Origin of the sequence: Flavobacterium sp. 83, assembly GCF_000744835.1 — a bacterium.
In the GTDB taxonomy this organism is placed as follows: Bacteria; Bacteroidota; Bacteroidia; order Flavobacteriales; family Flavobacteriaceae; genus Flavobacterium.
In genome coordinates, this window is record NZ_JQMS01000001.1 from 647,441 (window position 1) to 672,253 (window position 24,813).

General features: G+C 32.8%; 25 protein-coding genes and 3 tRNA genes. 9 read left to right on the forward strand and 19 right to left on the reverse strand.

Translation table 11 applies throughout. From position 1 onward, the window contains the following. Positions 1 to 69: 69 nt before the first annotated feature. Entirely contained in the window at positions 70 to 489 is a 420-nt protein-coding gene (locus tag T410_RS02875; protein WP_035668538.1) for a helix-turn-helix domain-containing protein, read from the reverse strand. 1,373 nt (positions 490 to 1,862) lie between these two features. Between T410_RS02875 and T410_RS02880 the strand changes: the two genes are divergently transcribed. Further along, positions 1,863 to 2,939, forward strand: a complete 1,077-nt coding sequence (locus T410_RS02880; RefSeq protein WP_035668540.1) for an acyltransferase family protein — start codon at positions 1,863 to 1,865, stop codon at positions 2,937 to 2,939. Continuing rightward, positions 2,926 to 3,651, forward strand: coding sequence for a GDSL-type esterase/lipase family protein (locus T410_RS02885; RefSeq protein ID WP_035668542.1), 726 nt, complete (start codon positions 2,926 to 2,928; stop codon positions 3,649 to 3,651). Before T410_RS02880 ends, T410_RS02885 begins: the two co-directional genes overlap by 14 nt. A gap of 922 nt (positions 3,652 to 4,573) precedes the next feature. Here the strand turns inward: T410_RS02885 and T410_RS02890 are convergent. Then, a tRNA-Leu gene (locus T410_RS02890) sits at positions 4,574 to 4,655 on the reverse strand. A gap of 106 nt (positions 4,656 to 4,761) precedes the next feature. Between T410_RS02890 and T410_RS02895 the strand changes: the two genes are divergently transcribed. Continuing rightward, entirely contained in the window at positions 4,762 to 6,150 is a 1,389-nt protein-coding gene (locus T410_RS02895) for a dipeptidase (protein ID WP_035668544.1), read from the forward strand. 133 nt (positions 6,151 to 6,283) lie between these two features. Here T410_RS02895 and T410_RS02900 read toward each other — a convergent pair whose 3' ends face one another. The 5 genes from T410_RS02900 to T410_RS02920 form a co-directional block, all read right to left on the reverse strand. Further along, positions 6,284 to 6,577, reverse strand: coding sequence for a type II toxin-antitoxin system RelE/ParE family toxin (locus T410_RS02900; protein ID WP_035668545.1), 294 nt, complete (start codon positions 6,575 to 6,577; stop codon positions 6,284 to 6,286). Further along, positions 6,570 to 6,821 (reverse strand): type II toxin-antitoxin system ParD family antitoxin, encoded by a 252-nt coding sequence (locus T410_RS02905; RefSeq protein ID WP_035668547.1) that lies wholly within the window; start codon positions 6,819 to 6,821, stop codon positions 6,570 to 6,572. The genes T410_RS02900 and T410_RS02905 overlap by 8 nt, the downstream gene beginning before the upstream one ends. A 293-nt stretch (positions 6,822 to 7,114) precedes the next feature. Beyond that, entirely contained in the window at positions 7,115 to 8,209 is a 1,095-nt protein-coding gene (locus T410_RS02910) for a DUF3644 domain-containing protein (RefSeq protein ID WP_035668549.1), read from the reverse strand. Positions 8,210 to 8,388: 179 nt separating this feature from the next. Continuing rightward, complete coding sequence (locus T410_RS02915; RefSeq protein ID WP_035668551.1) at positions 8,389 to 9,357, reverse strand: hypothetical protein; 969 nt, start codon at positions 9,355 to 9,357, stop codon at positions 8,389 to 8,391. Positions 9,358 to 9,742: 385 nt separating this feature from the next. After that, positions 9,743 to 11,113 (reverse strand): saccharopine dehydrogenase family protein, encoded by a 1,371-nt coding sequence (locus T410_RS02920; protein WP_035668553.1) that lies wholly within the window; start codon positions 11,111 to 11,113, stop codon positions 9,743 to 9,745. A 210-nt stretch (positions 11,114 to 11,323) separates the two neighbouring features. On the opposite strand from T410_RS02920, the gene T410_RS02925 reads away from it, so the two are divergent. From T410_RS02925 to T410_RS02935, 3 genes are all read left to right on the forward strand, one after another. After that, positions 11,324 to 11,710, forward strand: a complete 387-nt coding sequence (locus tag T410_RS02925) for a DUF423 domain-containing protein (RefSeq protein WP_035673998.1) — start codon at positions 11,324 to 11,326, stop codon at positions 11,708 to 11,710. 80 nt (positions 11,711 to 11,790) lie between these two features. After that, on the forward strand, positions 11,791 to 13,392 hold the full coding sequence (pckA, locus tag T410_RS02930; protein WP_035668555.1) for a phosphoenolpyruvate carboxykinase (ATP): 1,602 nt from the start codon (positions 11,791 to 11,793) through the stop codon (positions 13,390 to 13,392). A 168-nt stretch (positions 13,393 to 13,560) separates the two neighbouring features. Further along, a complete protein-coding gene (locus T410_RS02935) occupies positions 13,561 to 14,661 on the forward strand; it encodes a DUF4407 domain-containing protein (RefSeq protein WP_035668557.1) in 1,101 nt (366 codons plus the stop codon). Between the two features lie 83 nt (positions 14,662 to 14,744). On the opposite strand, the gene T410_RS02940 is transcribed toward T410_RS02935, so the two are convergent. The 5 genes from T410_RS02940 to ruvC all read right to left on the reverse strand — a co-directional run bounded on the left by T410_RS02940 (position 14,745) and on the right by ruvC (position 18,527). Continuing rightward, the gene (locus T410_RS02940; RefSeq protein ID WP_035674001.1) at positions 14,745 to 15,455 is read right to left on the reverse strand and encodes a PH domain-containing protein; all 711 of its coding nucleotides are present in this window, start codon (positions 15,453 to 15,455) and stop codon (positions 14,745 to 14,747) included. Between the two features lie 64 nt (positions 15,456 to 15,519). Further along, positions 15,520 to 15,891 carry an MmcQ/YjbR family DNA-binding protein gene (locus T410_RS02945; RefSeq protein WP_035668560.1) on the reverse strand — a complete coding sequence of 124 codons (372 nt, stop codon included), beginning with the start codon at positions 15,889 to 15,891 and terminating at the stop codon, positions 15,520 to 15,522. A gap of 26 nt (positions 15,892 to 15,917) precedes the next feature. Beyond that, entirely contained in the window at positions 15,918 to 16,703 is a 786-nt protein-coding gene (locus T410_RS02950; protein ID WP_035668561.1) for a cyclase family protein, read from the reverse strand. Between the two features lie 73 nt (positions 16,704 to 16,776). Continuing rightward, positions 16,777 to 17,910: a radical SAM family heme chaperone HemW gene (hemW, locus tag T410_RS02955; protein ID WP_035668563.1), complete on the reverse strand. Its 1,134-nt coding sequence runs from the start codon at positions 17,908 to 17,910 to the stop codon at positions 16,777 to 16,779. A gap of 62 nt (positions 17,911 to 17,972) precedes the next feature. After that, the gene (ruvC, locus tag T410_RS02960; protein WP_035668566.1) at positions 17,973 to 18,527 is read right to left on the reverse strand and encodes a crossover junction endodeoxyribonuclease RuvC; all 555 of its coding nucleotides are present in this window, start codon (positions 18,525 to 18,527) and stop codon (positions 17,973 to 17,975) included. Between the two features lie 55 nt (positions 18,528 to 18,582). On the opposite strand from ruvC, the gene T410_RS02965 reads away from it, so the two are divergent. Then, on the forward strand, positions 18,583 to 19,527 hold the full coding sequence (locus tag T410_RS02965) for a hypothetical protein (protein ID WP_035668567.1): 945 nt from the start codon (positions 18,583 to 18,585) through the stop codon (positions 19,525 to 19,527). Further along, positions 19,524 to 20,621, forward strand: a complete 1,098-nt coding sequence (locus T410_RS02970; RefSeq protein ID WP_035668569.1) for a glycosyltransferase — start codon at positions 19,524 to 19,526, stop codon at positions 20,619 to 20,621. Before T410_RS02965 ends, T410_RS02970 begins: the two co-directional genes overlap by 4 nt. Here the strand turns inward: T410_RS02970 and T410_RS02975 are convergent. Genes T410_RS02975 through T410_RS02985 form a run of 3 tightly spaced genes read right to left on the reverse strand, consistent with a single transcriptional unit; the run spans position 20,618 to position 22,236 of the window. Continuing rightward, entirely contained in the window at positions 20,618 to 21,331 is a 714-nt protein-coding gene (locus tag T410_RS02975) for a DUF4184 family protein (RefSeq protein ID WP_051929337.1), read from the reverse strand. The two genes, T410_RS02970 and T410_RS02975, sit on opposite strands and share 4 nt — an antisense overlap. Positions 21,332 to 21,333: 2 nt before the next feature. Further along, complete coding sequence (locus T410_RS02980; RefSeq protein ID WP_035674006.1) at positions 21,334 to 21,810, reverse strand: hypothetical protein; 477 nt, start codon at positions 21,808 to 21,810, stop codon at positions 21,334 to 21,336. A 42-nt stretch (positions 21,811 to 21,852) separates the two neighbouring features. Beyond that, positions 21,853 to 22,236: a hypothetical protein gene (locus T410_RS02985; RefSeq protein ID WP_152556926.1), complete on the reverse strand. Its 384-nt coding sequence runs from the start codon at positions 22,234 to 22,236 to the stop codon at positions 21,853 to 21,855. Between the two features lie 56 nt (positions 22,237 to 22,292). Between T410_RS02985 and T410_RS02990 the strand changes: the two genes are divergently transcribed. Beyond that, entirely contained in the window at positions 22,293 to 22,793 is a 501-nt protein-coding gene (locus T410_RS02990; protein ID WP_035668574.1) for a DUF456 domain-containing protein, read from the forward strand. A gap of 60 nt (positions 22,794 to 22,853) precedes the next feature. On the opposite strand, the gene T410_RS02995 is transcribed toward T410_RS02990, so the two are convergent. From T410_RS02995 to trxA, 4 genes are all read right to left on the reverse strand, one after another. Next, positions 22,854 to 22,927, reverse strand: a tRNA-Asp gene (locus T410_RS02995). A gap of 171 nt (positions 22,928 to 23,098) precedes the next feature. Next, a tRNA-Asp gene (locus T410_RS03000) sits at positions 23,099 to 23,172 on the reverse strand. 87 nt (positions 23,173 to 23,259) lie between these two features. After that, positions 23,260 to 24,198, reverse strand: a complete 939-nt coding sequence (locus T410_RS03005; RefSeq protein WP_035668576.1) for a DUF58 domain-containing protein — start codon at positions 24,196 to 24,198, stop codon at positions 23,260 to 23,262. 158 nt (positions 24,199 to 24,356) lie between these two features. Beyond that, a complete protein-coding gene (gene trxA / locus T410_RS03010; RefSeq protein ID WP_035668578.1) occupies positions 24,357 to 24,674 on the reverse strand; it encodes a thioredoxin in 318 nt (105 codons plus the stop codon). Between the last annotated feature and the right edge of the window lie 139 nt (positions 24,675 to 24,813).

Consider the following 24,813-nt stretch of genomic DNA (forward strand, 5'->3'; position numbering starts at 1 on the left):
AACACTACCAAATTCTAATTTTTTGTTTGTAAAAAAAATTAAGCTATATATAGTTGTAAAGGACTATAGCTAATCTTTAAAACGTTCCCATTTTATAAGCATAAATTTGTCTCCAAGCTCTGTTATTATCATTCCAGCACCAGAAAGCAATGCTTTGTTTTTTAAATATTCTACTAGTTCTAAATGGTTAAATATCTTATAAGTAGGGTGGTAATTAGCATGAGATGGTTTTTTTATGTTAAAGGCCTTTACCCAATTGCTTATCGTAACATGGGAAACCCCGATAATGCGTTCAATTTCTCTATAACTCAATCCTTCCAAGTAGAGTTGTAATGCTTTAGTGACATAGTAATCATCTATCTTTTTTCCAATTTTATTAACAGTGAAAAAGTACCTACATTTTTTACATAAATACCTTTGTTTGCTGTTTATTACACCACTTTTAGTGATTTGATTTCCTTGGCACTTTGGACAGGCTAAAATCTCCATATATATATATTTTGCATAAATATAGCAAATTAGCAATTATTACAATTTGAATTTGATAAAAAAGTACTAAAAAAAATGCGAACCCTTTATTTTTGTTGGCAAATAGATTGGGTTTTGACAAAATTAATGAGTTTTAAGAAAATGTAGTTTTGTCTTGGGATGAGGATTTAATCAAGTAAAGAAAGAGATTTACGGACTTGATGTTATGGAATCAAGTCTAAACATTGTGGAAAAATATTAAATTTTGATATTTGTATTTTAAAATTAGATACAAATGCAAAATACTTCTGTAGACCTTCTCAATTTATTATTAGCTGAAATCATTGTTGAATACTTTGAATTAACTTCCTATAAAAAAGGAGAAGAAATTCTTCCTCTTTTTTGCAGGAGATAAATTCTATTTCAAAATAATTTCATCAAGACAAACTAAGTTCCAAAGGATTCTTTGATGTGATAACAGTTCAAGATTTTTCAATTGATGGACATCAAGTCTACCTTCATATTACTCGCAGAAGATGACTTACCGAAGATACAGGACAAGTTGTTTTTAAAGATTAGAATTTAAATACCGCAGTATATCGAACTATAAAAACCCTGTTTACTGGATTGAGCTACTCAGTAAACCAACCAAAACAAACCACTACCCACACAAAGGAATATTAAAAAATTTAACCTCTTACTACTCAGATAAAATACAATTACAAACAACTGAAATAATGAGTAAAAAAATAGACTTTTTAAATAGTAGGGGTGCAAATTTTGACCCTTTAATTATATTGTTAATTCCCACCACCTCTACCAAATACAATTTAGTCAAAAAAAATACTTTGTCAGGTAACGAAAATTAATATTTCAATGCAGAAAAACAACAATATTTTATTAAGTCATACGGGATTAAAATACTACTACAAAACAGATAGAAAAGTATTCGAGCAAATCAAAAGAAAGCATTTATCTAAACAATGAATTAAGTCAGATTTTGAAACATAAATAAAAGAGATTGTACACAATATCAGGAACGCAAAAGGAAACCAAAAAACAAAACAAATCAGGATTTACCAACCTCAACAAATAAACTTATTACCTCATTTAGGATTATAATTTATTAAATACAAAATAAATTAACTCGTTTACGTAAACCCATATTGTAAATAATTTTTAAGATGTTACATTTGTAATTATTAATATAAATCACATCAAAAAAACATGTAATTATCTAAAATAAAGTGATTTATATTTTAAATATCATTAACCTGCTACATTGTGTAAATGAAAACTATAACTCAAATTTAATTTATGTAGTAACGAATAAATAATCTTATAAAAAGATAACTAAGAAACAATCTTATAATCCCAAAAACTACCTTAAGAAAATGATTAACATCAAAAACTTCGAGAATATTCGTTTAATTGCTATTCTTTCAATACTTGTAACGCATACAGCTTTGTTAAATTTGGGAATAGCTAAAAACTTAGTGAATATAACAGAAAAGAGTACTGAAATTTATTACTATCAATTATTAACTCATACGCTTTATATAAATATATTCAAAGCAGGAACTATAATATTCTTTATTATTTCTGGATTTCTTTTCGAAATGCAAGTGGTTAAATTTAAAGAATTTACTGTTTTTGTTAGGAAAAAATCAAAGAGCCTTTTACATCCTTATTTCATAATTTTTATGATACCAACGCTCATCTTTGTTGGGATTATAGAACCTAATTTTGGGATAAAAGAAAATCTAAGTTTTTATCTTTTTGCAATAAAATCAATAGAAAATATATTTTTAACCAACTATTGGTTTGTGCCTGCACTTTTTATTACGTTAATTATTAATTATTTTATTAAAACGAAGTACCTTATTAAATCATTAATTGTATTTGTGTCAGTTTGGTTGATTTCTTACATTAATTTATACTTAAAGTTTACAATCACCTCACACACTGTATGGTTTTGCGGATTTTTCTTTATATTTACATTAGGGAGGTTGATGAATGTTTATAATAATCAAATAGCAAATGTAAATCTATTTAGAAGTAAAAATAAACTTCTTTTAATAACTTTTATCTGTTACATTGTTTCTAATTTAGAATCAATGATAATACTTGTTTACGGTCACAATATAGATAATTTAAGTACATTAAGAATTGGAAATATTGCTTATTCTTTTTTTCTGTTCTATCTTTTAAATGTAATCTTTAATAAAATAAAGTTTGTCCTACCGATTGAAATTTCTTTTTATTTTATTTATTTAATTCACCCCTTTGTTCTTAGAATAACCAACTTTATTCTTTATAAAAATAATTTAATTGTATTTGATTATCCATTTCAATTGTTGTATGATATTATCCATTTTTTAATTGTTTTGATATTTTGTGTTGCTATTCAACAAATATTTTTTAAATTAAAATTTAAATCAAAATTCATTTCAGAGTATGTATTCAAATAACAACATTTATAAATCACTGAACAGAATCTTATTATTTGGAATAATTTTTTATTTATGTCAAGGTTGCGCATCAAAAAACATTACAGACGAACTAGTTAATGATAAAATTGTAGTAGTAGTTTTAGGTTCTTCAAATGCTTTTGGTATAGGAGCAAGTTCACCAAATCAGTCTTGGGTAGGATTACTTAAAAAGGCGTCATCCGATTTGATTATAAATCTTAGTATATCAGGATCTACAACTTATACTTTTTTACCTTATAATTCACCAAATTATCGTAATATAAAACCGGACAAATTAAGAAATATAGACGCCGCAATTAATTTGCTCCCTAAAATTATTATATTTTCTATTACAACAAATGATATTGCTTCTGGATATTCTATTGATGAATACCTTAATAACATGGAATTGATGACTAATTTATGCATTTCAAATAAAGTTGAATATATAATTACATCTACACTTCCCAGAAATCCACTTCCGTTTGAACAAAGAAAAGCACTGTATGATTTGAATCGGCGACTTGAAAAAGCATATGGTAATAGATATGTAGAAATTTATAATCCGGTTGCCAATTTACAAACCTTAAATTGGCAAGAAGACCTTTGCATAAATGATTTGATTCATCCAAATGACAGTGGTCACTTAATTATTTTTAACAGCATTTGGCCAATTTATTTGGATGTGAAAATTAGAATTTCAAAACGATGAAAATGCACAAAATGCAAGACAACGCAATAACTTCTTTTATACTTAAAATAAAGAAATTATAATCTTAATTACACTTGTCGTATAATAACAAAAAAAACGTAAGGCATTTGCTTAAAGACTATCCATTAATTATAAAGCAATGAGTAAGGAGCTGCTGATAATTCCTTAAATTAAAGATAATGTAGTTAATTTTTAAACAAATACTTTCATTTAATTTCAAGTTTGATTAATCAACTTTTTTCAATTAAAATCTAACTAATACGCGCGCCTTAAAAGTTTTTGGGCAATCACAATAGAAGTAATTACGCACCCTATATATAAAGAATTAGAAAATCGAAAAAATACGGGCGCGCAACACCTAAAAATTATTTTCAATTATATGTTACGCGGCTGCAACCTCAAACAATATATGCCTATCTGTTATGCATCTATCAAATTAATTGATTTATACTGAATATCTGACAATCCGTTACGCGCGTGAAAACATTAATTAATTTCTATTAATTCATGTTTATGCTTAAACACAACTTATAATACCAATAAAACAATTGAATTAATAGTTGCTTAATCCGTTTTTTCTAAGATTGATTAATCAATACTTTTTTCAGTTATAGTCTAAAGTAGATAAAACTAATATATTTACGTAATTTGTTTTTTTGGGTTTGGCAGTAAATGGCAACAAATTAATTATCCAGTTAACTGATATAAACTGATTGTCAAAGATTGGTTTTCAATTTATTTCAAAGATTAAATAACTAATACATTAACGTAGTTTTTATTTTCACCCCTTAATAAAGATATTTTTAGACTGAAAATAATATTAAAAAAAGAGGTTGTTTTTTACCCTTATTTGAAATGGTTGGGCAAGTTCTAAAAACAAAAAACGCAAACACTTATAAATAAAGAGTTTGCGTTTTTAAAGTGCGGATAATAGGACTCGAACCTACACGCCTTGCGGCACCAGATCCTAAGTCTGGCATGTCTACCAATTTCACCATATCCGCGTAATTGTGGGTGCAAAGATACACATAACTTCCAATTTTCAAAGAAAATTTCACAAAAAATATTCATACTCTTTTTTGTACTTTTGAAATATAAACTAAATCAACAATGAAAAACATAAAATCATACGTTCAAGAACATAAAGATCGTTTCATAAACGAATTAATTGAATTATTAAAAATCCCTTCCGTAAGTGCAGACACCGCTTATTCTCAAGATGTTATCGACACTTCCGAAGCAGTAAAGGTAAGCTTAGAAAAAGCAGGTTGTGATTTTGTGGAAATTTGTGACACTCCTGGTTATCCAATTGTATACGGTGAAAAAATTATTGATAAATCATTACCAACGGTTCTCGTTTACGGTCATTATGATGTTCAACCACCCGATCCAATGGAATTATGGACGTCTCCCCCATTCGAACCCGTTATAAAAAAGACCGAAATTCATCCCGAAGGCGCCATTTTTGCCCGTGGAGCCTGTGATGATAAAGGCCAAATGTACATGCACGTAAAAGCATTGGAATATATGGTTCAAAGCAATACTTTGCCTTGCAATGTAAAATTTATGATTGAAGGCGAAGAAGAAGTGGGTTCTAAAAGTTTGAGTTGGTTTGTGGAACGCAATCAGGAAAAGCTAAAAAATGACGTAATTCTTATTTCGGATACCGGAATGATTTCTAACCAGCAACCATCCATCACTACAGGATTACGCGGATTAAGTTATGTAGAAGTAGAAGTTACAGGACCAAACCGTGATTTACATTCTGGATTGTACGGAGGTGCGGTTGCCAACCCGATAAACGTTCTGGCAAAAATGATTGCCTCGCTTCATGATGATGACAATCACATTACCATTCCGGGTTTTTATGACAACGTTCAAGAATTGACGCTTGAAGAAAGAGCTGAAATGGCCAAAGCGCCTTTCAACTTAGAAAATTATAAAAAAGCACTCGATCTTAACGATGTTTATGGCGAAAGCGGCTATATAACCAATGAAAGAAACTCGATTCGTCCTACGCTAGACGTGAACGGAATTTGGGGCGGATACACTGGCGAAGGTGCCAAAACGGTTATTGCAAGTAAGGCTTTCGCCAAAATCTCGATGCGATTAGTCCCTAACCAAGATTGGGAACAAATCACGGAACTGTTCGCCAAACATTTCATCAGTATTGCTCCAGCTGGCGTTACCGTAAAAGTAACCCCTCATCACGGCGGACAAGGTTACGTAACTCCAATTGACAGTATAGGATACAAAGCCGCTAATATGGCCTATACCGAAACCTTTGGTGTGCCCGCTATTCCAGTACGTTCAGGAGGAAGTATTCCTATTGTTGCTTTATTCGAAAAAGAACTGAAAAGCAAAACCATTTTGATGGGATTTGGCTTGGACAGTGATGCAATTCACTCACCAAACGAACATTTTGGAATATTTAATTACTTGAAAGGAATTGAAACCATCCCATTGTTTTATAAATATTTTGTGGAGTTGAGTAAGTAGCATTTTGCCACAAAGAAAATTCATTTAAATCCGTTCTTAATGAGCGGATTTTTTTTGGCATTCCCCGCCGAAAAAAGCAGGTCTGGCTTTGTACCTAATCTTAATCCTATATGTAACGAACACTTTGTGGAGTTTAAAGCTTAGATTTCAAATCCATCCTTTCGTGAAGTATTCTTAGTATTTCTATTTCTTTGGCTGAAATAATTCTAAAAAAAATAATGTGATGATTCGCTTTATATCCTAAAAGATCCGATTGAACTAACTCATAATTTTTCCCGAAGCTTGGGTAATTTGCTAATTCCTGACACGATTCTAATATAAGTTTATAATATTTATTGGCCTGTTTTTCCGACCATTCTTCATAAGTATAATTCCATATTTCAGCTAAATCGTTAACAGCTAAGTTTGTCAAATAATATTTAGCCATTCCCTTTTTTCTTTGCTTGTAACATTTCTAAATGCTTTTTTGGATCGTAGTCCTTTGCAAGTCCACTATCAATACCTTCCTGTATTGCATTTCTTAACATTAAGATTTTATCTTCTTCTTCTTCTAACATACGAAGACCAGCTCGAATTACTTCACTTGCATTTTGAAAACGACCTTTTGAGACACTTTTATCTATAAAATCCTCAAAATGGTTTCCTAAAGAGATTGATGTGTTCTTTCCCATGACTTTATTTTTTTACTAAAGTACCAAAATTTGGTAATATTCACAAAGTTTTTTCTAAAATCTAACATACCGTTTTTACAAGCTTTGCAATTTTTTTTTGGCGTTCCCAATCTTATATTCCGTTTAAACTTACTTATGTTAATTGCCCATTATTGTGGACGTAGAGTCAGAGGCATTTGCGCAGCATACACAACAATACTTTGCGGAGCAGGCTAATATTTCAAGTACAAAACCAACTTTCCATTAAGCCAAAACCCGCCATATTGCCAAACGACGGTTATGCGATGCCTTTTCTATTCGATTTCATAATTACTTATTTCAAGTTTGATTTTGTTGTCAAAATTTGTTTTCCAAATTTCTCTAGTTAACATACCGCTAGTTATATTGCTTAATATGAAATTACTCCATTCTTCTTGAAATAAATAATCATTATGAGCTTCATCATAATGACAATATTTAGTATTCGTTTCAAATGGGTCAATGTTATTACCATCTTCTTTTGTCGGTTTAATTGAAAATATATATAGCAAACATTTATGGTCGTAATGATTAAAATTATTTTGGTAGTTTTCATTTACAAAAGTTACTATTGCACCTGGTTTTAATTTAGCAGGATTTATAACTTCTGTTTTCTGCACTTTATCTTTTATCAATGCTGTTATTTTTTCATAACTAATTCTATCATCTTCTGAAATTGAATTCCAATTTACAAATTCAATTGCTAAATCATTTCTATTTGTGTTAGCTATTTTTGGTAATTGGATTAATTTGACACTAAATTCCTGAGTATTAAATACGCTTTCTTTTATGTTTAATCTATATTTCTCAATAAAATCTTTAATTTCTCTAACTTCGGTTGATAATAATTGTTTATTTGCTTCGACTTGTTTTGCTGTTCTCAATCTTGAAAACTGTAGTGAGTAAGCTAAGCTTTCATTTATTGCATATTCAGAGCCGAATAGTTTTATTAATTCATTCTCGTAATTGTACAATAGAGATTGGCATTCTCCAAAAATCATTAGTCCAATTTCGTCTTTGGATATTGTCCTGTGTTCAATTTTATTTCGAAGTTTTATGAAGAATTCAAGATTAGATTTTACCCCTTCTGAAAGCGCTCCATATTTCTGTATGCAGGTTTTTAATTCCCAAGCTTTTTTTTCTCCGTCAATTATTTTAAACCTTCCGTTTGTCTCTTTGTAAAAAAAAGTCTCTCCAATTGTATGATTAAAATGTGCTTGCAAAAGCCTTGTCCACGACATAATCATATGAGTGATAAAACTTTCTACTCGGAATGGCGCTCTTGGTTTATTATAAATTTCTACTGATAATAAAGCACAATCAATTGAACTTTCCAAAAGTGTTTTCGTTTTACCTTTTCTTAATTGCATATAATTCTGTTAGTTGTTTTCCAAGGTATCGCATAACGTTTTGCCACTTTGAAATGGCTGGAAGTTCGTAACCGCTCAATTTTCGGCTTAACGAAAACTTGATACGAAACGGTAATTCCACTAAACTCCAGCTATATCAAAACAGCTGTTAGGCGTTCGGCTTTTTTGTTTTCCATATTTTACAATTCGTTTTTGTCATAAAATTCAACTTCAAAATACCATTTTCGGTTATATTCAAAATTTGCATTTGCTTTAAATAAGCCCATTACAGCTAAATCTAAACCTACGTTCAAGTTTACATTTTCAGTAAATTTTTCTAAAAGTTGATTTCCGCTAATTCTACCATTTAGAGTTGTTTTGATATTTGGGAAGTCGTGTATAAATAGACTATTTTTTAATGCTCTTTCTTTATCAAAAGTTCCTTTTCCGAAGTGTTTTTCTCTTAATATGTTTTTTTCAAATCCTCCATTTACTCCTCCACTTGCTCCTTTATAGTTCGCAGTTGAATCGGCAGTAATTGTCGTCTTATCTTCAATTATTATTTTTTTAGCTCCTAAAGCTTCATATGCACTTAACGTTTCTTCTAAGATTAATGTTTTAATTAGTTCGTTTGAATTTTCTAATGGAATAAGTAAGTTTTCGTTTTTTGGATGACTGCAATACAAACCACAATTAAAACGACCCAATTCTCCGCCAAAATGCATATTTTTAGGTAAAGAATTACGCTCAATTATAATTAAAGTTGAACCTCCTTTAGATTTCATTAATTTTTTAAAAGCATTTTCTTTAGATGTAAAACTGTCAAATAAACCATAAAATAAATTCGAATCTGTATCTATTTCATAATCATTGTTTAGAATGTCATTTTGAAAGACAATCCCTCTAATAGTTTTGTCATCATTACCATATTGTCTTTTTATAGAAACTTTTTTACTTTTTTTATATAAAGAATCAAATATTGAAATAGCTTTACTTGTGAAAGGAAAAAAGATTTCTAAACTACCTACGAAACCTTTTACTAAAGCTTTAGTTGTAGCATTTTCCGAAAATTTAAAAACTGAGATTTCTTCTTTGGTTAATTGCCTTCTTCCGTAAACACCATTTTTATGTTCATCTTTTATCTTATCCACTATTCCGTAATATGTCATTTTTTATTTGTTTGTTAAATTCTGTTCGGTTTTAAGCTGACGCCTAACTTGTATATACTCGCTATAAAGTAGCGACAATCTACCCAATTTAAGATGTATAGTCGCTATTGAATTGCGCTTTTGTTTTCAAATATAATTAAATTTTCTTACAAATAAATAAAACGATTTCAAATTAACGCAATGCTTTACGTGAGGGATGGCAGCGAAAATCCTTTATGTTTTTTCTTTAAAAACATAAAGATTGCAGCGTACAGCCCGACCCGAAGTTTTTACGTAGGGTCACGCCCAAAAAGGTATTCAATAAATAATATTCATAAAAAAATCCGCAACTCTAGACTTTTATCAAGAGGAGCGGATTTATCAAACTAAAAAATCTAAAAAACTACTAATTAAAATCTTTATCAGGGTTATAACCCAAGTAAGGCATGGCTTGTTCCTTAAAAACAACACCGTATTCTTCCAGTTCTTTCAGAATAGGCAAATAGACTTCTTTACGAATTGGCAACTGTACTCCCGGAGTGGTGATTTTACCATTCAGAATTAATAATGTAGCCATTGCAACTGGTAAACCTACGGTTTTGGCCATTGCGGTATAGGTCTGGTCTTCGCCAATGCAAACCATTTTAGAATCTATTTGCTCTTTTTTGCCATTTAATTCGTACCCAAATTTATGGTACATGACAATCATATCTTTGTCTTTGGGCTGAAGCGTCCAACTGTCGCTCAGGATTTTCTCCAGAATTTGTGCCGGAGTGGCATTTTTCAAGCCTACTTTTTTATTGCGGTTGAACAAATCCAGTTCTAAAAGTTTGTCCCACATGATATCATCTTGGTCGATTTTAAGAATCAAACGCATTTTGATTTCTACAGAATCCGTAGGATGGTATGGCAAAAAGGAATTCACAAATTCGCGGTAACTCATGTTTTCTGAATCTTCCATAACATAACTGTCATCTGTCATACCCAATTGTACAAACATATTCCAAGCTTTGGAAAATCCAACTTTCCGAATGGTTCCTCTATATAAGGTGAGAACATCATCCAATCCATAAACACTACGATATTTGAGCGAATCCCTATTGGAATAAGCTTCAAATCGGCCGTACTCCTCTACTTCCAGAAATTCAGTTCTACGAAATAAATTACAATACGGAATGTATTTATACGTCCCTTCTTGAATAAACTTAGCTGCTCCGCCTTGTCCGGCCAACACCACATTTCGTGGCGCCCATGTAAATTTATAATTCCAAAGATTAGTATCGGACTCCGGTGCTACTAATCCGCCACAGAAAGATTCAAACAAAAGCATATTGCCTCCCTTATCCTTAATTTCATCAATGACTTTCATGGCGCTCATATGATCAATTCCCGGATCAAGACCAATTTCATTCATGAAAATCAAGTTGTTTTCTTTTGCCAAAACATCTAAATCCTGCATGGCATCACTCACATAAGAGGCCGTGACTAAGTGTTTTTTATAAACAATACAATCTCGTGCCACTTCAATATGCAAATGTGCCGGCAGCATGGAAATAACAATACTGGCTTTTTGAATGGCTTCTTTTCTTTGATTTTCATCAAAAATATCTAAGGCTATAGGCGTAGCATTGGGGTGATTATTGGTCTTCTTTTGCGCTAAATCCAATGATAAATCTCCAATAATCAGATGGAGATGCTCTTTTTCTGATTTATTTAAAAGATAGTGTATCAACGACGATGCTGATCTTCCTGCTCCAATGATTAAAATTACCCTCATAATTATATAAATATAACACAAATATACAATATTGTTGTATTTATAACAATATGCAAATCTTAAAAACTCAAAAATAATTTAATACAAGGGCAAAAAACCACTCAAATAGGCGCTTTCTAAATAAAAGACCTCAAAAAAAAGATTCTTATCGATTCCTTTTAGAATAAATAGATATAAGATACTTTTGTAATGCAAATAAATTTAAAAAAAATGGACAAGAAGATAATTTCAACCGGAGCACTATTTGGGATGATAGCGATAATTTTAGGTGCTTTTGGCGCACATGCCCTAAAAAAAGTACTGTCCCTTGAGCAGCTTTCTACTTTTGAGACCGGAGTACGCTATCAAATGTACCATGCTGTCTTTTTATTGTTTATTGGACTCACAAATGACCTATCCCAAAAAGCAAAAAAAACGATCTATTTTTTAGTGCTTTTTGGTGTAATTTTATTTTCAGGGTCCATTTATTTATTGGCAACGAATGACCTCACCTCATTTGATTTCAAAGCCATCGGATTTGTGACTCCCATCGGCGGACTCCTATTAATACTGGCCTGGGGCGTTTTATTGACCAAAATAATAAATAAAAAATCATAAAATTTGGATAAAAAAATTCTATCTGAAATATAATTTCTACTTTTGCAGTCTATAAAAACACACACACAACATTTAAATTTATGGACAATAACACCCTTTTCACGCAATCGATTTCGTTAAAAGACTTAGGAATTGAAAACGCAACCGTTCATTACCAACTATCCCCTGATGAATTACATGAAATTACCATCAAATCAGGACAAGGTATTGAAATTTCTACTGGAGCATTGGCAATAAATACAGGAGAATATACGGGACGCTCTCCGCAAGATCGTTTTATAGTAAAAGACAGCATTACTGAAAACCAAGTTTGGTGGGGAAAAGTAAACCTTCCATTTGAACCAGATGCTTTTGAAGCTTTGTACAATAAAGTTACTGCCTATTTAGCTAACAAAGAGGTTTTTGCAAGAGATTCTTATGTATGTGCCGATCCAAATTATAGGCTCAATGTTCGCGTGATTACAGAAACAGCTTGGGCAAATTTATTTTGTTACAATATGTTTTTGAGACCGGAAATACAGGAATTAGCTGATTTCACTCCAGAATGGACGTTATTATGTGTACCAAGTTTCTTAGCGGATCCGGCAGTGGACGGAACACGCCAAAAGAATTTCGCTATATTGGATTTTACCCGAAAAGTAGTTTTAATAGGTGGAACGGGTTATACAGGAGAAATGAAAAAAGGAATTTTCTCAGCGTTGAATTTCATTATGCCTGTTTTCAAAAACACTTTACCCATGCATTGCAGTGCCAATGTAGGGAAAGAGGGCGACACCGCAATTTTCTTTGGATTGTCAGGAACTGGAAAAACAACTTTATCAGCTGATCCAAACAGAAAATTAATTGGTGATGACGAACACGGCTGGACTAATGAAAATACCGTTTTTAATTTCGAAGGAGGCTGTTACGCAAAAGTGATCAATCTCACCGAAGAAAATGAACCAGATATTTTTAGAGCGATTAAAAAAGGAGCTATTCTAGAAAACATAGGCATTAAAAAAGGCACAAATGAAGTAGATTTTGAAGACATTTCAATTACTCAAAATACTCGTGTAAGCTACCCAATTTACCATATTGATAATATACAGCCCGGTTCAATAGGAAGAAATCCTAAAAATATATTTTTCTTAACCGCTGATTCATTCGGAATTTTACCTCCAATTTCAAAACTGACTCCAGGTCAGGCGGCTTACCACTTTATCTCAGGATATACTGCAAAAGTTGCTGGTACCGAAGAAGGAATTACAGAACCTCAACCTAATTTTTCGGCTTGTTTTGGTGCCCCTTTTATGCCTTTGCACCCTACAAAATATGCTGAAATGTTGAGCAAAAAAATGAAAGATGCTAATGTAAAAGTTTGGTTAATCAATACTGGCTGGACTGGCGGCCCTTACGGAACAGGAAGCAGAATGAAACTGAAATACACTCGTGCCATGATTACCGCAGCATTAAATGGAGAATTAGACAATGTAGCGTTTGAGAATCACAAAGTGTTTGGAATTGCAAAACCACAAACTTGCCCTAATGTTCCCAGCGAAATCCTAAATCCAAGAAATACATGGGAAGATCCAGAACTATACGATAAAAAAGCGGTAGAATTAGCTCAAAAATTCAAAGCTAATTTTGCTCAATTTGAAGAATTTGCAAATGCCGAAATTATGGCAGGAGCGCCTTTAGCATAAGTTAATTATAATTCAAAAAAGAAAAAGAGCTGTTCCTTGTGAGCAGCTCTTTTTTATTTAACACGATTCGTAACAAAAAGCTTTAAACAAATACCTATCAAGTATTTATACCAATATTCATTTTTTGGCGTTAAATTTGTAATCATCAATCAAAAAAAAAAATCAATCATGTTAAAACAATTTTTCATCCTTTGTTCCGGAGCCGATAAAGATCTTCTTGAAGGCTGTTCCGAAGGCGAACAAACTAAATATGTCGGTATTGGCGCCACTGTTTTTTTTACCGCTGTAATGGCTTTTCTCGCCAGCTCCTATGCGCTTTTTACTGTTTTTGACAGTATTTATCCCGCAATCGCGTTTGGTATCGTTTGGAGTTTACTAATTTTCAATCTGGATCGTTTTATTGTTTCCACTATTCGAAAAAGAGACCAACTGGGAAGTGAATTTCTACAGGCAACACCCCGAATTATTCTTGCGGTGATTATTGCTATCGTTATATCGAAACCCTTAGAAATTAAAATCTTCGAAAAAGAAATTAATACCGTTTTATTGAAAGAGAAAAACGCAATGGCATTGAATAACAAAAAAGAAGTAGCCAATTATTTCAAATCAGATTTAGACAAGAATAAAGCCGAAATCGATAAATTAAAATCAGAAATCACCAATAAAGAAAAGGAAGTCAATACACTTTACGAAACTTATATTACAGAAGCCGAAGGAACTGCCGGAACTAAAAAACTAGGCAAAGGTCCCGTTTTTAAAGAGAAAATAGCCAAACATGATTTGGTTAAAAAAGAATTGGACACGCTACAAAAAACCAACTTGGCTAAAATTGCCGAAATGGAGAAAAACAACAAAACACTTCAAACTGATTTAGACAAAAAGGTTACCGAAACCCAGCCTATTATTGATGGATTCGACGGTTTAATGGCTCGAATCAATGCTCTGGATAAATTGCCTTGGTTGCCTTCATTTTTTATAATGCTACTATTTTTAGCCATTGAAACTTCACCGATAATCGCCAAACTCTTATCTCCAAAAGGAGAATATGATTTTAAACTGGAAGATCTGGAAACGGCCTTAAAAGCTACTATAGAGCAGGATAAGTACCAACGAGGTCTTTTAGTAAAAACTAGCGCTTCCATGCATGACAAGGTCTATGAAGATATTGCAGACGATAAGAAACTGTATGATTTACAACGAAAAAACGCTAGTGATTTATTAGAATTACAATCCAATAATTTTGTAGAAAAGCAAAAAAGAACGCTTTAGTCTTACTGTTAAAAAGTCGAAAGTCATAAAGTGAAAAGATAATGCATTTCTTTTGACTTTATGACTTTCGGGCTTAAGACTAATTACATATAGCTCAAAATTTCTTTTTTGAAGGCGTCATATTCACCTTGCAAAATCAATCCGTTATCCAATAATTTTTTATAATTCTGTAATTTTTCAAAAAGTTCATCTTGGGATAATCCGCTAAGTCCACTTTCCTTTGGAGCCTCAGCTGAAGTATTGAATTGCTCGTTTTCCATAGTATAAACTGGTGGCGTAACAGGCATTATTTCGGCAAAACTAATCACTTCTTCCGTTTCCATTTCTTCGACAACTTCTACTTTTTCTATTGAAGCAATAGAAACTTCATCCGTTATTGGAGCGTTTGGAATAGTACCACTTTTCAAAATATCCAATTGTTCTTTAGCATACGTAAAAATCTTTCTAGCTTGAATTTTAGGAATATAATCAATAGAAACCTCCATATTAGTTCTGGTCGTAAAAGAAAACTCAGAACCCAGAATATTTTCTTTTACAAAAGTTCCTTCTATTTCGTCCCACGTGTAATCAATAAAATTCATGGATAGTCCAAGATTTTTTGGCTGACAAATGATGATTCTTTTGTTAGTCAACACAATACTATCAGGCAAAACGGTAATTGCCGGTTTTTTTTGTACAGCGATATACCCTATTTCTTCATTTTTCATCAATAAATCACTCAATTTTGAAGCGATTTTTTCAATAGCTTTTGGATCTTGTTCTTCGTTTAGAAACTTTTTAAATTGTTCTTTCATATGATAGGCTGAATTTATTTCAGTGTTTATAATTTTAATCAAAATTTGTTCGCAAAAGTAATGCCTAATTTTCTAATTCAATAATTTCGTTTTGCAATTTCTTTGTTAAACTTTTGAAAACCAAATCATAGGAATAATCAATCAATTCTTTGACAAGCGTATCCGAAACGTCTGTATTTATTTTTATTGTATTCCAATGAATTTTACTCATGTGAAAACCCGGTTGAATTGCATCGTATTCCGCACGTAATTCCTGTGCTCTTTCCGGATCACATTTCAAATTTACTGCTGGTTGTCCTTTCTCCCATTGGTTTAAAGACGACAACGCAAACATTTTCCCACCCACTTTAAAAACTAAAGTATCTTCGTCAAAAGGGAAATGTTCCGTCACTCCTTTTTTTGAAAGACAATATTCGTAATACGTTACTAAGTTCATTTTATGAAATTATTTTCATTCCAAATTTATGATTCATTATTTAAAATAGCATACAAAACTGGTTTACTCGGACTCGCATCATTCTCGAAAGAGGCAATTTGCAAATTCAACAAATAACTTCCGTCTTGTATTTCATTCGGAACAAAAATCATTTCTGTAATTGTCGATTCTAATCTTGCATCAGCATTCAAATTGTTGATATCGGTTACATTCCAAAAGGCTTTGTGCGCCAATAATTTTCCATCGTCTTTTTCTTTATCGACACTGGGTAAATCAATCAGCAAATGCTGAATCCCGCTTTCGCGAATGAACCGCGCAGCAGCTTCATCCAGATAAGGCGGATTTGTATGCGAATATTTTAAAGATTTTTTTAATTTAAAATTAGGAAGCGTTCTAATGATTAGTGCTTCTTTTGGAACACCTAATTTCAATGTCACATCGAGCGCAGTCGAGATGCTATCCATAGTGATTACCAAATCCTCTCCTAGCAGTTCCGGCACAACCGAAACCAATTCCGCGAAAAAGAAAAACTGTTTCAACGATTGATTAATGCTGTAAAATTCTCGTGTGATATGCCCCAGACATTCGGTGTGGGTTCCGTGTCCGTGTGGATTGAAGAAAATATTATTAAAATTGGTGGATGATTTCCCTTCTGAAACTTTACCAATCCAATCCCCAAAAACAACGGGTTCGATTACTGGTTTTTCGATATACCAAGCAATTGGATTTTCAGCGGTATTCGTTAATGGAATCGAAATATCAATTGGTTTTGATAAATCGACTTTAAATTCGTTGTTAATAGTTGCTATCATAATTTATTTAAACACTACGTTCACAAAGAAGGCACTGAGCGCACAAAGCTTAGTGAACTTTGCGGTTGATTTGTTATTCCAAATTTAAATAAAATAAGTCTGATGCTATTCCATCTGTCAAAAACTTTCCTTTTTTGGTGGGTTTTAGAATGTTATTTTCAATGTAAATCAAATCATCGTTCAAGAACTTCTGAATCTGTTTCTTCAAATATTTTAAATAGTCAACTCCAAATTCATTCTCAATTCTATCCAAAGAAACGCCCCAAATTGTTCGCAGACCAGTCATAACATATTCGTTGTATCGGTCTGCAACTGATAGCGTTTCTGTTTCGTTTGGCAGTTTATCTTCTTCTATGGATTTTAAATACAGCGAATTATTCGAAATATTCCAACTTCTTGAAACACCATTATAACTGTGTGCCGAAGGGCCAATTCCAATATATTTTTTTCCTAACCAATACGCCGAATTGTTCTTGGAAAAATAATTGGCCTTTCCAAAATTCGACAATTCGTAATGGATAAAATCATTAGCTTCTAGTATTTCCACCAAAATAGCAAAATGTTCTTGGGCAACTTCATCTTTAGGAGCAGCAATTTTTCCCGACTGAATCAGTTTATTCAAAGCTGTTTTAGGCTCTACTGTCAAGGCATAACTCGAAATATGCGGAATCCCAAAACTCAGAGCGGTTTCTATATTTTGCTTCCATTTTTCGTTGCTCATTCCTGGAATTCCGTAAATCAAGTCAAGAGAAATATTATCGAAATACTTTGTCGCTTCTTCTAAGCATTTTTTGGCTTCCGCCGAATTATGAGCGCGGTTCATCAATTGTAAATCGTCTTCAAAGAAAGACTGGATTCCAATGCTTAACCTATTGATTTTACTTTTAGACAATTCAATTATTCGTTCACTTGACAAATCATCAGGATTCGCTTCAAGCGTGATTTCAGGATTTTCTGAAACAGAATAGCTATTATAAACTGCAGCAATCAGAAAATTAATCTCTTCAGAAGTTAAAACCGAAGGCGTTCCTCCACCAAAATAAATAGTCTCAACCTGTTCCTTTTCGAACTCACTTTTGCGCATTTGAATTTCTTTGGCAATAGCCAAAACCATCTCCTCTTTCTTCTTCATGGAAGTCGAAAAATGAAAGTCGCAGTAATGACAAGCCTGCTTGCAAAAAGGGATATGAATGTAGATTCCGCTCATTTATTAGTGTTCAGTCGCAGTCGCAGTTTCCAGTTACTGAGACTGAAAACTGCGACTGAAAACTATTTTTTAACTCGTTCTTCATTTTGTTTTACAAAAGCATCCCAACCGGTATAACTTTTAGCACCAACCACTTTCCCAGAATTGAAAAAATGACAAACCGCCGCGGCCAATCCATCGGTTGAATCCAGATTTTTAGGTAATTCTTTCAGTCCTAAAAGTTGCTGTAACATTTTAGCAACCTGTTCTTTGCTGGCATTTCCGTTTCCGGTAATTGCCATTTTTATTTTCTTGGGTTCGTATTCCGTAATGGGAATATCTCTCGAAAGTCCCGCTGCCATGGCAACGCCTTGCGCGCGTCCTAACTTCAGCATCGATTGCACGTTTTTGCCAAAGAAAGGCGCTTCAATTGCGATTTCATCTGGATTATGTGTATCGATTAACTCAATGGTGCGTTCAAAAATGATTTTTAGTTTTTGATAATGATTGTCGTATTTGGACAACAGCAATTCATTCAATTGCAAAAACTCCATTTTTTTGTTGACAACTTTTATCAATCCAAAACCCATAATCGTTGTCCCAGGGTCAATTCCTAATATGATGCGTTCGTTTGCCAATGATTTAGTTTAAAGTTTAAAGTCTAAAAGTTTAAAGTTTTGTTTCTTTGCACCAATGATTTCAATTCCACACAAAACTAAGCAATTCCTTGTACTTCTAATCAAACTTTTGATTGTGGGAGGCGCCTTTTATTTTATTTACGATCAATTGGCCAATAACGACAAACTTGATTGGCAAAAATTCATTGTTCTATTCCAGAAAAACCAATCTATTAGCGGAATTGCCTTCATTTTATTTCTCAGTGTTTTGAATCGGTTTTTTGAAATCTTGAAATGGCAAAATTTAGTCAAATTTATCCATAAAATATCTTTGGGCGAAGCAACCAAACAAGTTCTGGGCGCGTTAACCGCGGGACTTTTTACACCAAACGGCGTGGGCGAATATGCCGGAAAAGCATTATTTTTCGATAAAAGTGAAACTAAAAAAGTCATTTTTTTAAACCTGATTTGCAACGGAATTCAAATGATTTTGACAGTTATTTTTGGGGTTTTCGGGTTATTGTATTTCAACTCGCAATACAATGTGATTACCACAAAAACGGTGGGAATTCTTTTTGGAATTTTGGCACTCCTTTTCATTGTTTTATTTTCGGTCAAAAAAATTGCAATAAAAGGCTATTCCATAGAAAAACTGATTCATAAGATTAACGAAATCCCAAAACGCACTCATCAAAAAAACATCTTTTTAGCGATTTGCCGTTTTCTGGTTTTCTCGCACCAATATTACTTTTTGTTCCTTGCTTTTGATGTTGACTTGCCTTATTTAACAGCCATTTCCACGATAACTAGTGTTTATTTTCTGGCTTCCTCCTTACCCACTTTTCAGTTTTTGGATTTTGCCGTAAAAGGAAGTGTGGCCGTTTATTTCTTTGGAATTCTTGGCGTAAACGAATGGATTGTAATTTTCATAACCACGCTTATGTGGTTTCTAAATGTCGTTTTACCGGTAATAATCGGCAGTTATTATGTATTGAATTTCAAAACTAAAAATTCGATATGATTTTTGTTTTGTACTTGATTATAATCCTCTATTGCTTGGCGATTGTCTTTCTTATTTATGGTTTTACCAAAGTAAATACTATTGATTACATAGGCTTAAAGCCAAAAACAAAATTCTCAATTATTGTTCCTTTTCGAAATGAAGCCAAAAACCTGCCTCTTTTATTAGACAGTTTATCCAAGTTGAATTATCCGATGGAATTGTTTACCGTGATTTTGGTAGACGATGAATCAGAAGAAGCATTTAGAGTTCCACATTTAGAGTTTAAAGTTTCAGTAATAAAGAACATTCGGGTTACTAATTCGCCTAAAAAAGACGCAATCGTGACCGCAATGCAAACTGTAAACACGAATTGGATTATCACCACCGATGCTGATTGCCTTGTCAATAAAAACTGGTTATTGACATTAAATAATTACATTCAGCTTCATGATGTTGCTATGATTGCCGGAGCCGTAACGTACGATTGCAAAAGCTCATTTCTACACCATTTCCAGCAACTGGATTTGACCAGTTTACAAGGAGCAACAATTGGCAGTTTTGGAATAAAAAAAGGATTCATGTGTAATGGCGCCAACTTTGCCTATACAAAATCTCTTTTTCAAGCATTAAATGGTTTCAATGGAAATGATAAAATTGCCAGCGGTGATGATGTTTTCCTTTTGCAAAAAGCTATCGCCCAGTTTCCAGAAAAAGTCCATTATTTGAAATCTAAAAACAATATTGTCATCACAAAACCAATGGATGATTGGAAATCGTTATTTTATCAGAGAGTACGCTGGGCCTCAAAAACCAGTTCGTATCAAAGTACTTTTGGGAAAAGATTGGGAATATTGGTATTTGCGGGAAATTTGAGTTGGCTCGTAATTATTACCACTTGGCTCTTATGCTTAACTCCTTTTCAAAATGTCTTTATATTATTTGTTTTAAAGTTCATCGTTGACTCAATTTTGATATGCAAAACCAATAATTTTTTAACACAAACAAAAACACGTTTTTTGATTTTAAGCAACTTATTCTATCCTTTTTTCAGCATAAGTGTAGCTTTATATTCGTTGTTTGGGAAATACGAATGGAAAGGGCGACGATTTTAAGATCTTTTATACTTCATAAAAATAACACTAGTAAACGTTAATGCAATTACAATTGATGATAGAACCCCAATTATAATATCAGCAACTCTATGCCAGCCCACAACAAGCGTAAAGCGCAAAAAAACAACTATTGAAGCAAAAAACAAGGTAATAATCCAAAAAACAAGGGAGACATTACTAGTGCTGTCAGAATTTTGCGGTATTTTAAAAAAACACAACCCTAACGCTACCAGTCCGACAATAGAACTGATGTATTGGATCCAATCATAAATTGGGAATGAAAACAATAGGATATTCAAAAAAGAAACCCTTTGTACAACATAACCATCCCAATGCGTCAGTGAATCCCAAAAAAAATGAGAAAACGCTCCAACAAAAAAAGACAGAATCACTATGAAACTATTTTTTTTAAAATAATCAAACCAATTTGAATTTTTCAACTCCACTAACCTATTTTGTACAAAATCAGGTGAATTACTTATTAGCGACTTTTTTAGTATTCCATGAAATAAAATGACGACTATAATTGCTAGAGGAAAATCAATTAACAATAAACCATGAAAAGTATGACTAATTTCGCTCTGCGTTCTCATTCTAAAAAAAAATTCAAAGTCTGGTGCCATTGAACCTATAATTAATCCAGTAATAGACCATTTTTTATTTTTAAAAAACGGTAAAACAATAGCTGGATGTGAAAAAGTAAATGGCATAACTACTCCACTTTTAGAATTACAGGAAGAATAAATTGGGTTTTTACAGGAATTCCACGCTTAATGGCAGGATTAATTTTTGGAAAACCGACCAAGCGTGCTTTTAAGATACTATCAATTTTGATTCGATCATAAGCCACGGAATCTTTTGGAAACTGTGGTTCAAATTGCATCGTTGCATTTGGAAAAACAGTAACCTTTACTTCAATCGTGTCTAATTCCGGATAAAGAACTGACAGCGTATCAACGCTCAGCTTCTCCTGAATTAATTGCGTTAAAACTTCAAAAAAACATTGCTGACGTTGCGTTTTATTCTCTATTTTTTCACAATCTACAACCGATGGAAATTCATCGACTTCTTTCCAATTGATAGATTTCAATTCCTTTTGCAACAATTCCTTTTCCGAAGGCACTTGCTTTTCGAAATATTGACAGGAATTAAAAAGTATAATTACTAAAAAAAGGCAAAAGTGCTTCAAGGTTTTGTTTTTCAATTGAACTAATATTTTATAAAAATACAATTATTTTTTTTGAGTTGCTTTAGAAAGCAAATAATCTTCGTAGGTTTCAGCAAACCATTTCTTCTTGTTTAGAGCAGCAATTTCTTTTTGATCCGGATATAATGCGGCCAACCGATCTGAAAAAATAGCAATCTGAATAGTATATTTATAGAATTCTTCCTTAGTTAATACTAAATTAGGATTGGCTTTTTTATCAAAAAATTCAAAAAAAAGAGCATCAAACTGTTTCAAAGAAAAATTTGATACTTTTACCTTATTAGCATTATATAACGTTTCTTTCAAAATGACATCACTAGTAATCACTGTTTTCTCTTGAGCTTGCATACACTCAGACGAAAGCATGGAAAATAGCACAATGAAAAATACTAAAATTATTTTTCTCATATTCGTTTAGAAAATAGACATTACTTATTGGTTTTCAAAATTACTAAAATAATTCTATGGATATAATACTTTTAATTCTGGGTTTTTCGTGTATGATTATAGGCATTTTTTGGAGTTTTTTACCCGCTTTACCTGGACCAAGTATCAGTTGGATTGGTTTACTATTACTTTATTTCACTAACGCTGTTCCAACTAATTATTGGATTCTTGGAATTGCTTTATTAATTACTATAGCTATTTCTGTTTTGGATTATGTAATTCCTTCGAGAGGAACCAAAAAATTTGGTGGAAGCTCCTATGGTATTTGGGGAACAAATATTGGCTTAGTTATTGGGATTATTGTTCCTATTCCATTTGGCTTTCTTATAGGGCCTTTTGTCGGCGCTCTAGTCGGAGAACTTATCTACGACTCTAAAAATCACAAACGGGCTTTGAAAGCAGCCGCAGGATCATTTATAGGATTACTGGCATCCAGCTTTATGAAGTTTGTAATTTGTATGATGTATTTAGGATTGTTTTTTTGGATTGTGTGGGAGAATAAATCAGAGTTGTTTTAATTTACAAACTTCGTGAAATCAAAAAAGCCTTTCAATTACGAAAGGCTCTCTTAAATCTAGCGGTCTGGACGGGACTCGAACCCGCGACCCCATGCGTGACAGGCATGTATTCTAACCAACTGAACTACCAAACCTGCTTTATTTTCAATCAAAAAAGCTATCCACAAAAAGTGGAAAGCTTTTCATTGGTCTAACTACTAAACCCGCTACGAGTTACAAATTCGCAGCAAACAACACAACTAGCTTTATATACCTTATTGGGACAAAAAAGCCTTTCAGTTATGAAAGGCTTTCCCCAATATTAGCGGTCTGGACGGGACTCGAACCCGCGACCCCATGCGTGACAGGCATGTATTCTAACCAACTGAACTACCAAACCTGCTGCTTTATTGCGGTGGCAAAGATACAATAGATTTCCGTTTACACAAGCGTTTTTTGAAAAAATATTTGATAAAAATTCACCATTTTATCCAAAGTTTTGTTTTTCAACCAAGTATGTCATTAAAATTTTTTCAAAACTTTCATCTACACTTACCGGAATATACTTTATTCGGTTTTGCGCGCAGGTTAACGCTAGCTTCTTGAAGTAACTTTCTACTTGTTTTCCATATTCTTCTTTTACATTATCCGCAAAAACGACCACTTCTTCTCCCGTTTCCACATCAATAAACTTTCTTGGTGCGTTATCAAAGTCAAAATTCAGCTCTGTTTTGTTATCCACAACGTGAAACAAAACTACTTTATGCTTGTTGTGTTTCAAATGTTGCAAGGCATTAAACAGCGCTTCATCTCCAGAAGTATCAGAACCGGACTGAAACATATCCGTAAATAGGATAATCATCGAACGGCGGTGCATTTTCTCCGCTATTTGATGCAAGAATGTAACTGTATCGGTGCTTTTTTTGGCCACAGGCTTTTCTAACAATCCTTCGAGTGTGTTTAAAATCATTCTGTGATGGCGATCACTGCCTTTTTCAGGCGCGTAATACTCATATTCATTCGAAAACACACTTAGTCCCACAGCATCGCGTTGCTTCTTTAAAAGATTCATTAAAACCGCAGAGGCTAAAACCGAAAAACCAATTTTGTTTTCATAGAATTGCTGACTCTCTTTTAATTTGGGATAATGCATCGACGAGGAATTGTCAATAATGATATGGCAACGCAAATTGGTCTCTTCCTCAAATCGTTTCGTGAACAAACGATCTGTTTTGGCAAATAACTTCCAATCGATATGTTTAGTGCTTTCCCCAACATTATAGACTTTGTGTTCCGCAAACTCTGCCGAAAATCCATGAAACGGACTTTTATGCATTCCCGAAATAAAACCTTCCACAACCTGATTAGCCAGCAATTCAAGATGCTGAAAACTGGAAACTTTCTCTATTTGCGATTCGATCTTCATATCTCAAATGTATTAAAAGATTAAATGATTTAAATTAAAAGATTACAGAAACTAGATAAAGAAGGTGAAATAAATTCAGTAAACAAAAAAAAGGTCTGACTTTCGCCAAACCTTTTATCTGAATCCGTACAGATTCTATGTAAATCATAATCTACCGATTACAACAAAGCGTCTAAACTATCTGCGTAGGTTTGTTTCGGAGCAACTCCTACTTGTTTTCCTACTACTTCTCCGTTATGAAAAACCAACACTGTTGGAATATTTCTCACCCCGTATTTTGCAGCAAATTCTTGGTTAGCATCAACATCAACTTTTCCTACCACTACTTTCCCTGCGTATTCTTCGCTGATTTCGTCAATGATTGGCCCAACCATTCTACAAGGTCCACACCATGCTGCCCAAAAATCCACCATTACCGGTTTGTCTGATTTCAAAACTACTTCATCAAAAGTAGCATCTGTTATTGCTAAAGCCATATTTTTTTATTTAAATGTTTAAGGTTTCAATCCTGAGTACAAATTTAGAAATTAAAAACTAATCAAACTACATTCATAAATTAGTTTTGATTATAAGTGTATTGTCAATTGCTATTTTTAATAAATTCAGGAGCTTTTT

Bases quoted from the DNA above. Each gene is read 5' to 3' on its own strand.
- T410_RS02875 (WP_035668538.1), bottom strand. From the start codon at position 489: ATGGAGATTTTAGCCTGTCCAAAGTGCCAAGGAAATCAAATCACTAAA.
- T410_RS02880 (WP_035668540.1), top strand. From the start codon at position 1,863: ATGATTAACATCAAAAACTTCGAGAATATTCGTTTAATTGCTATTCTT.
- T410_RS02885 (WP_035668542.1), top strand. From the start codon at position 2,926: ATGTATTCAAATAACAACATTTATAAATCACTGAACAGAATCTTATTA.
- T410_RS02895 (WP_035668544.1), top strand. From the start codon at position 4,762: ATGAAAAACATAAAATCATACGTTCAAGAACATAAAGATCGTTTCATA.
- T410_RS02900 (WP_035668545.1), bottom strand. From the start codon at position 6,577: ATGGCTAAATATTATTTGACAAACTTAGCTGTTAACGATTTAGCTGAA.
- T410_RS02905 (WP_035668547.1), bottom strand. From the start codon at position 6,821: ATGGGAAAGAACACATCAATCTCTTTAGGAAACCATTTTGAGGATTTT.
- T410_RS02910 (WP_035668549.1), bottom strand. From the start codon at position 8,209: ATGCAATTAAGAAAAGGTAAAACGAAAACACTTTTGGAAAGTTCAATT.
- T410_RS02915 (WP_035668551.1), bottom strand. From the start codon at position 9,357: ATGACATATTACGGAATAGTGGATAAGATAAAAGATGAACATAAAAAT.
- T410_RS02920 (WP_035668553.1), bottom strand. From the start codon at position 11,113: ATGAGGGTAATTTTAATCATTGGAGCAGGAAGATCAGCATCGTCGTTG.
- T410_RS02925 (WP_035673998.1), top strand. From the start codon at position 11,324: ATGGACAAGAAGATAATTTCAACCGGAGCACTATTTGGGATGATAGCG.
- pckA (WP_035668555.1), top strand. From the start codon at position 11,791: ATGGACAATAACACCCTTTTCACGCAATCGATTTCGTTAAAAGACTTA.
- T410_RS02935 (WP_035668557.1), top strand. From the start codon at position 13,561: ATGTTAAAACAATTTTTCATCCTTTGTTCCGGAGCCGATAAAGATCTT.
- T410_RS02940 (WP_035674001.1), bottom strand. From the start codon at position 15,455: ATGAAAGAACAATTTAAAAAGTTTCTAAACGAAGAACAAGATCCAAAA.
- T410_RS02945 (WP_035668560.1), bottom strand. From the start codon at position 15,891: ATGAACTTAGTAACGTATTACGAATATTGTCTTTCAAAAAAAGGAGTG.
- T410_RS02950 (WP_035668561.1), bottom strand. From the start codon at position 16,703: ATGATAGCAACTATTAACAACGAATTTAAAGTCGATTTATCAAAACCA.
- hemW (WP_035668563.1), bottom strand. From the start codon at position 17,910: ATGAGCGGAATCTACATTCATATCCCTTTTTGCAAGCAGGCTTGTCAT.
- T410_RS02965 (WP_035668567.1), top strand. From the start codon at position 18,583: ATGATTTCAATTCCACACAAAACTAAGCAATTCCTTGTACTTCTAATC.
- T410_RS02970 (WP_035668569.1), top strand. From the start codon at position 19,524: ATGATTTTTGTTTTGTACTTGATTATAATCCTCTATTGCTTGGCGATT.
- T410_RS02975 (WP_051929337.1), bottom strand. From the start codon at position 21,331: ATGCCATTTACTTTTTCACATCCAGCTATTGTTTTACCGTTTTTTAAA.
- T410_RS02985 (WP_152556926.1), bottom strand. From the start codon at position 22,236: ATGAGAAAAATAATTTTAGTATTTTTCATTGTGCTATTTTCCATGCTT.
- T410_RS02990 (WP_035668574.1), top strand. From the start codon at position 22,293: ATGGATATAATACTTTTAATTCTGGGTTTTTCGTGTATGATTATAGGC.
- T410_RS03005 (WP_035668576.1), bottom strand. From the start codon at position 24,198: ATGAAGATCGAATCGCAAATAGAGAAAGTTTCCAGTTTTCAGCATCTT.
- trxA (WP_035668578.1), bottom strand. From the start codon at position 24,674: ATGGCTTTAGCAATAACAGATGCTACTTTTGATGAAGTAGTTTTGAAA.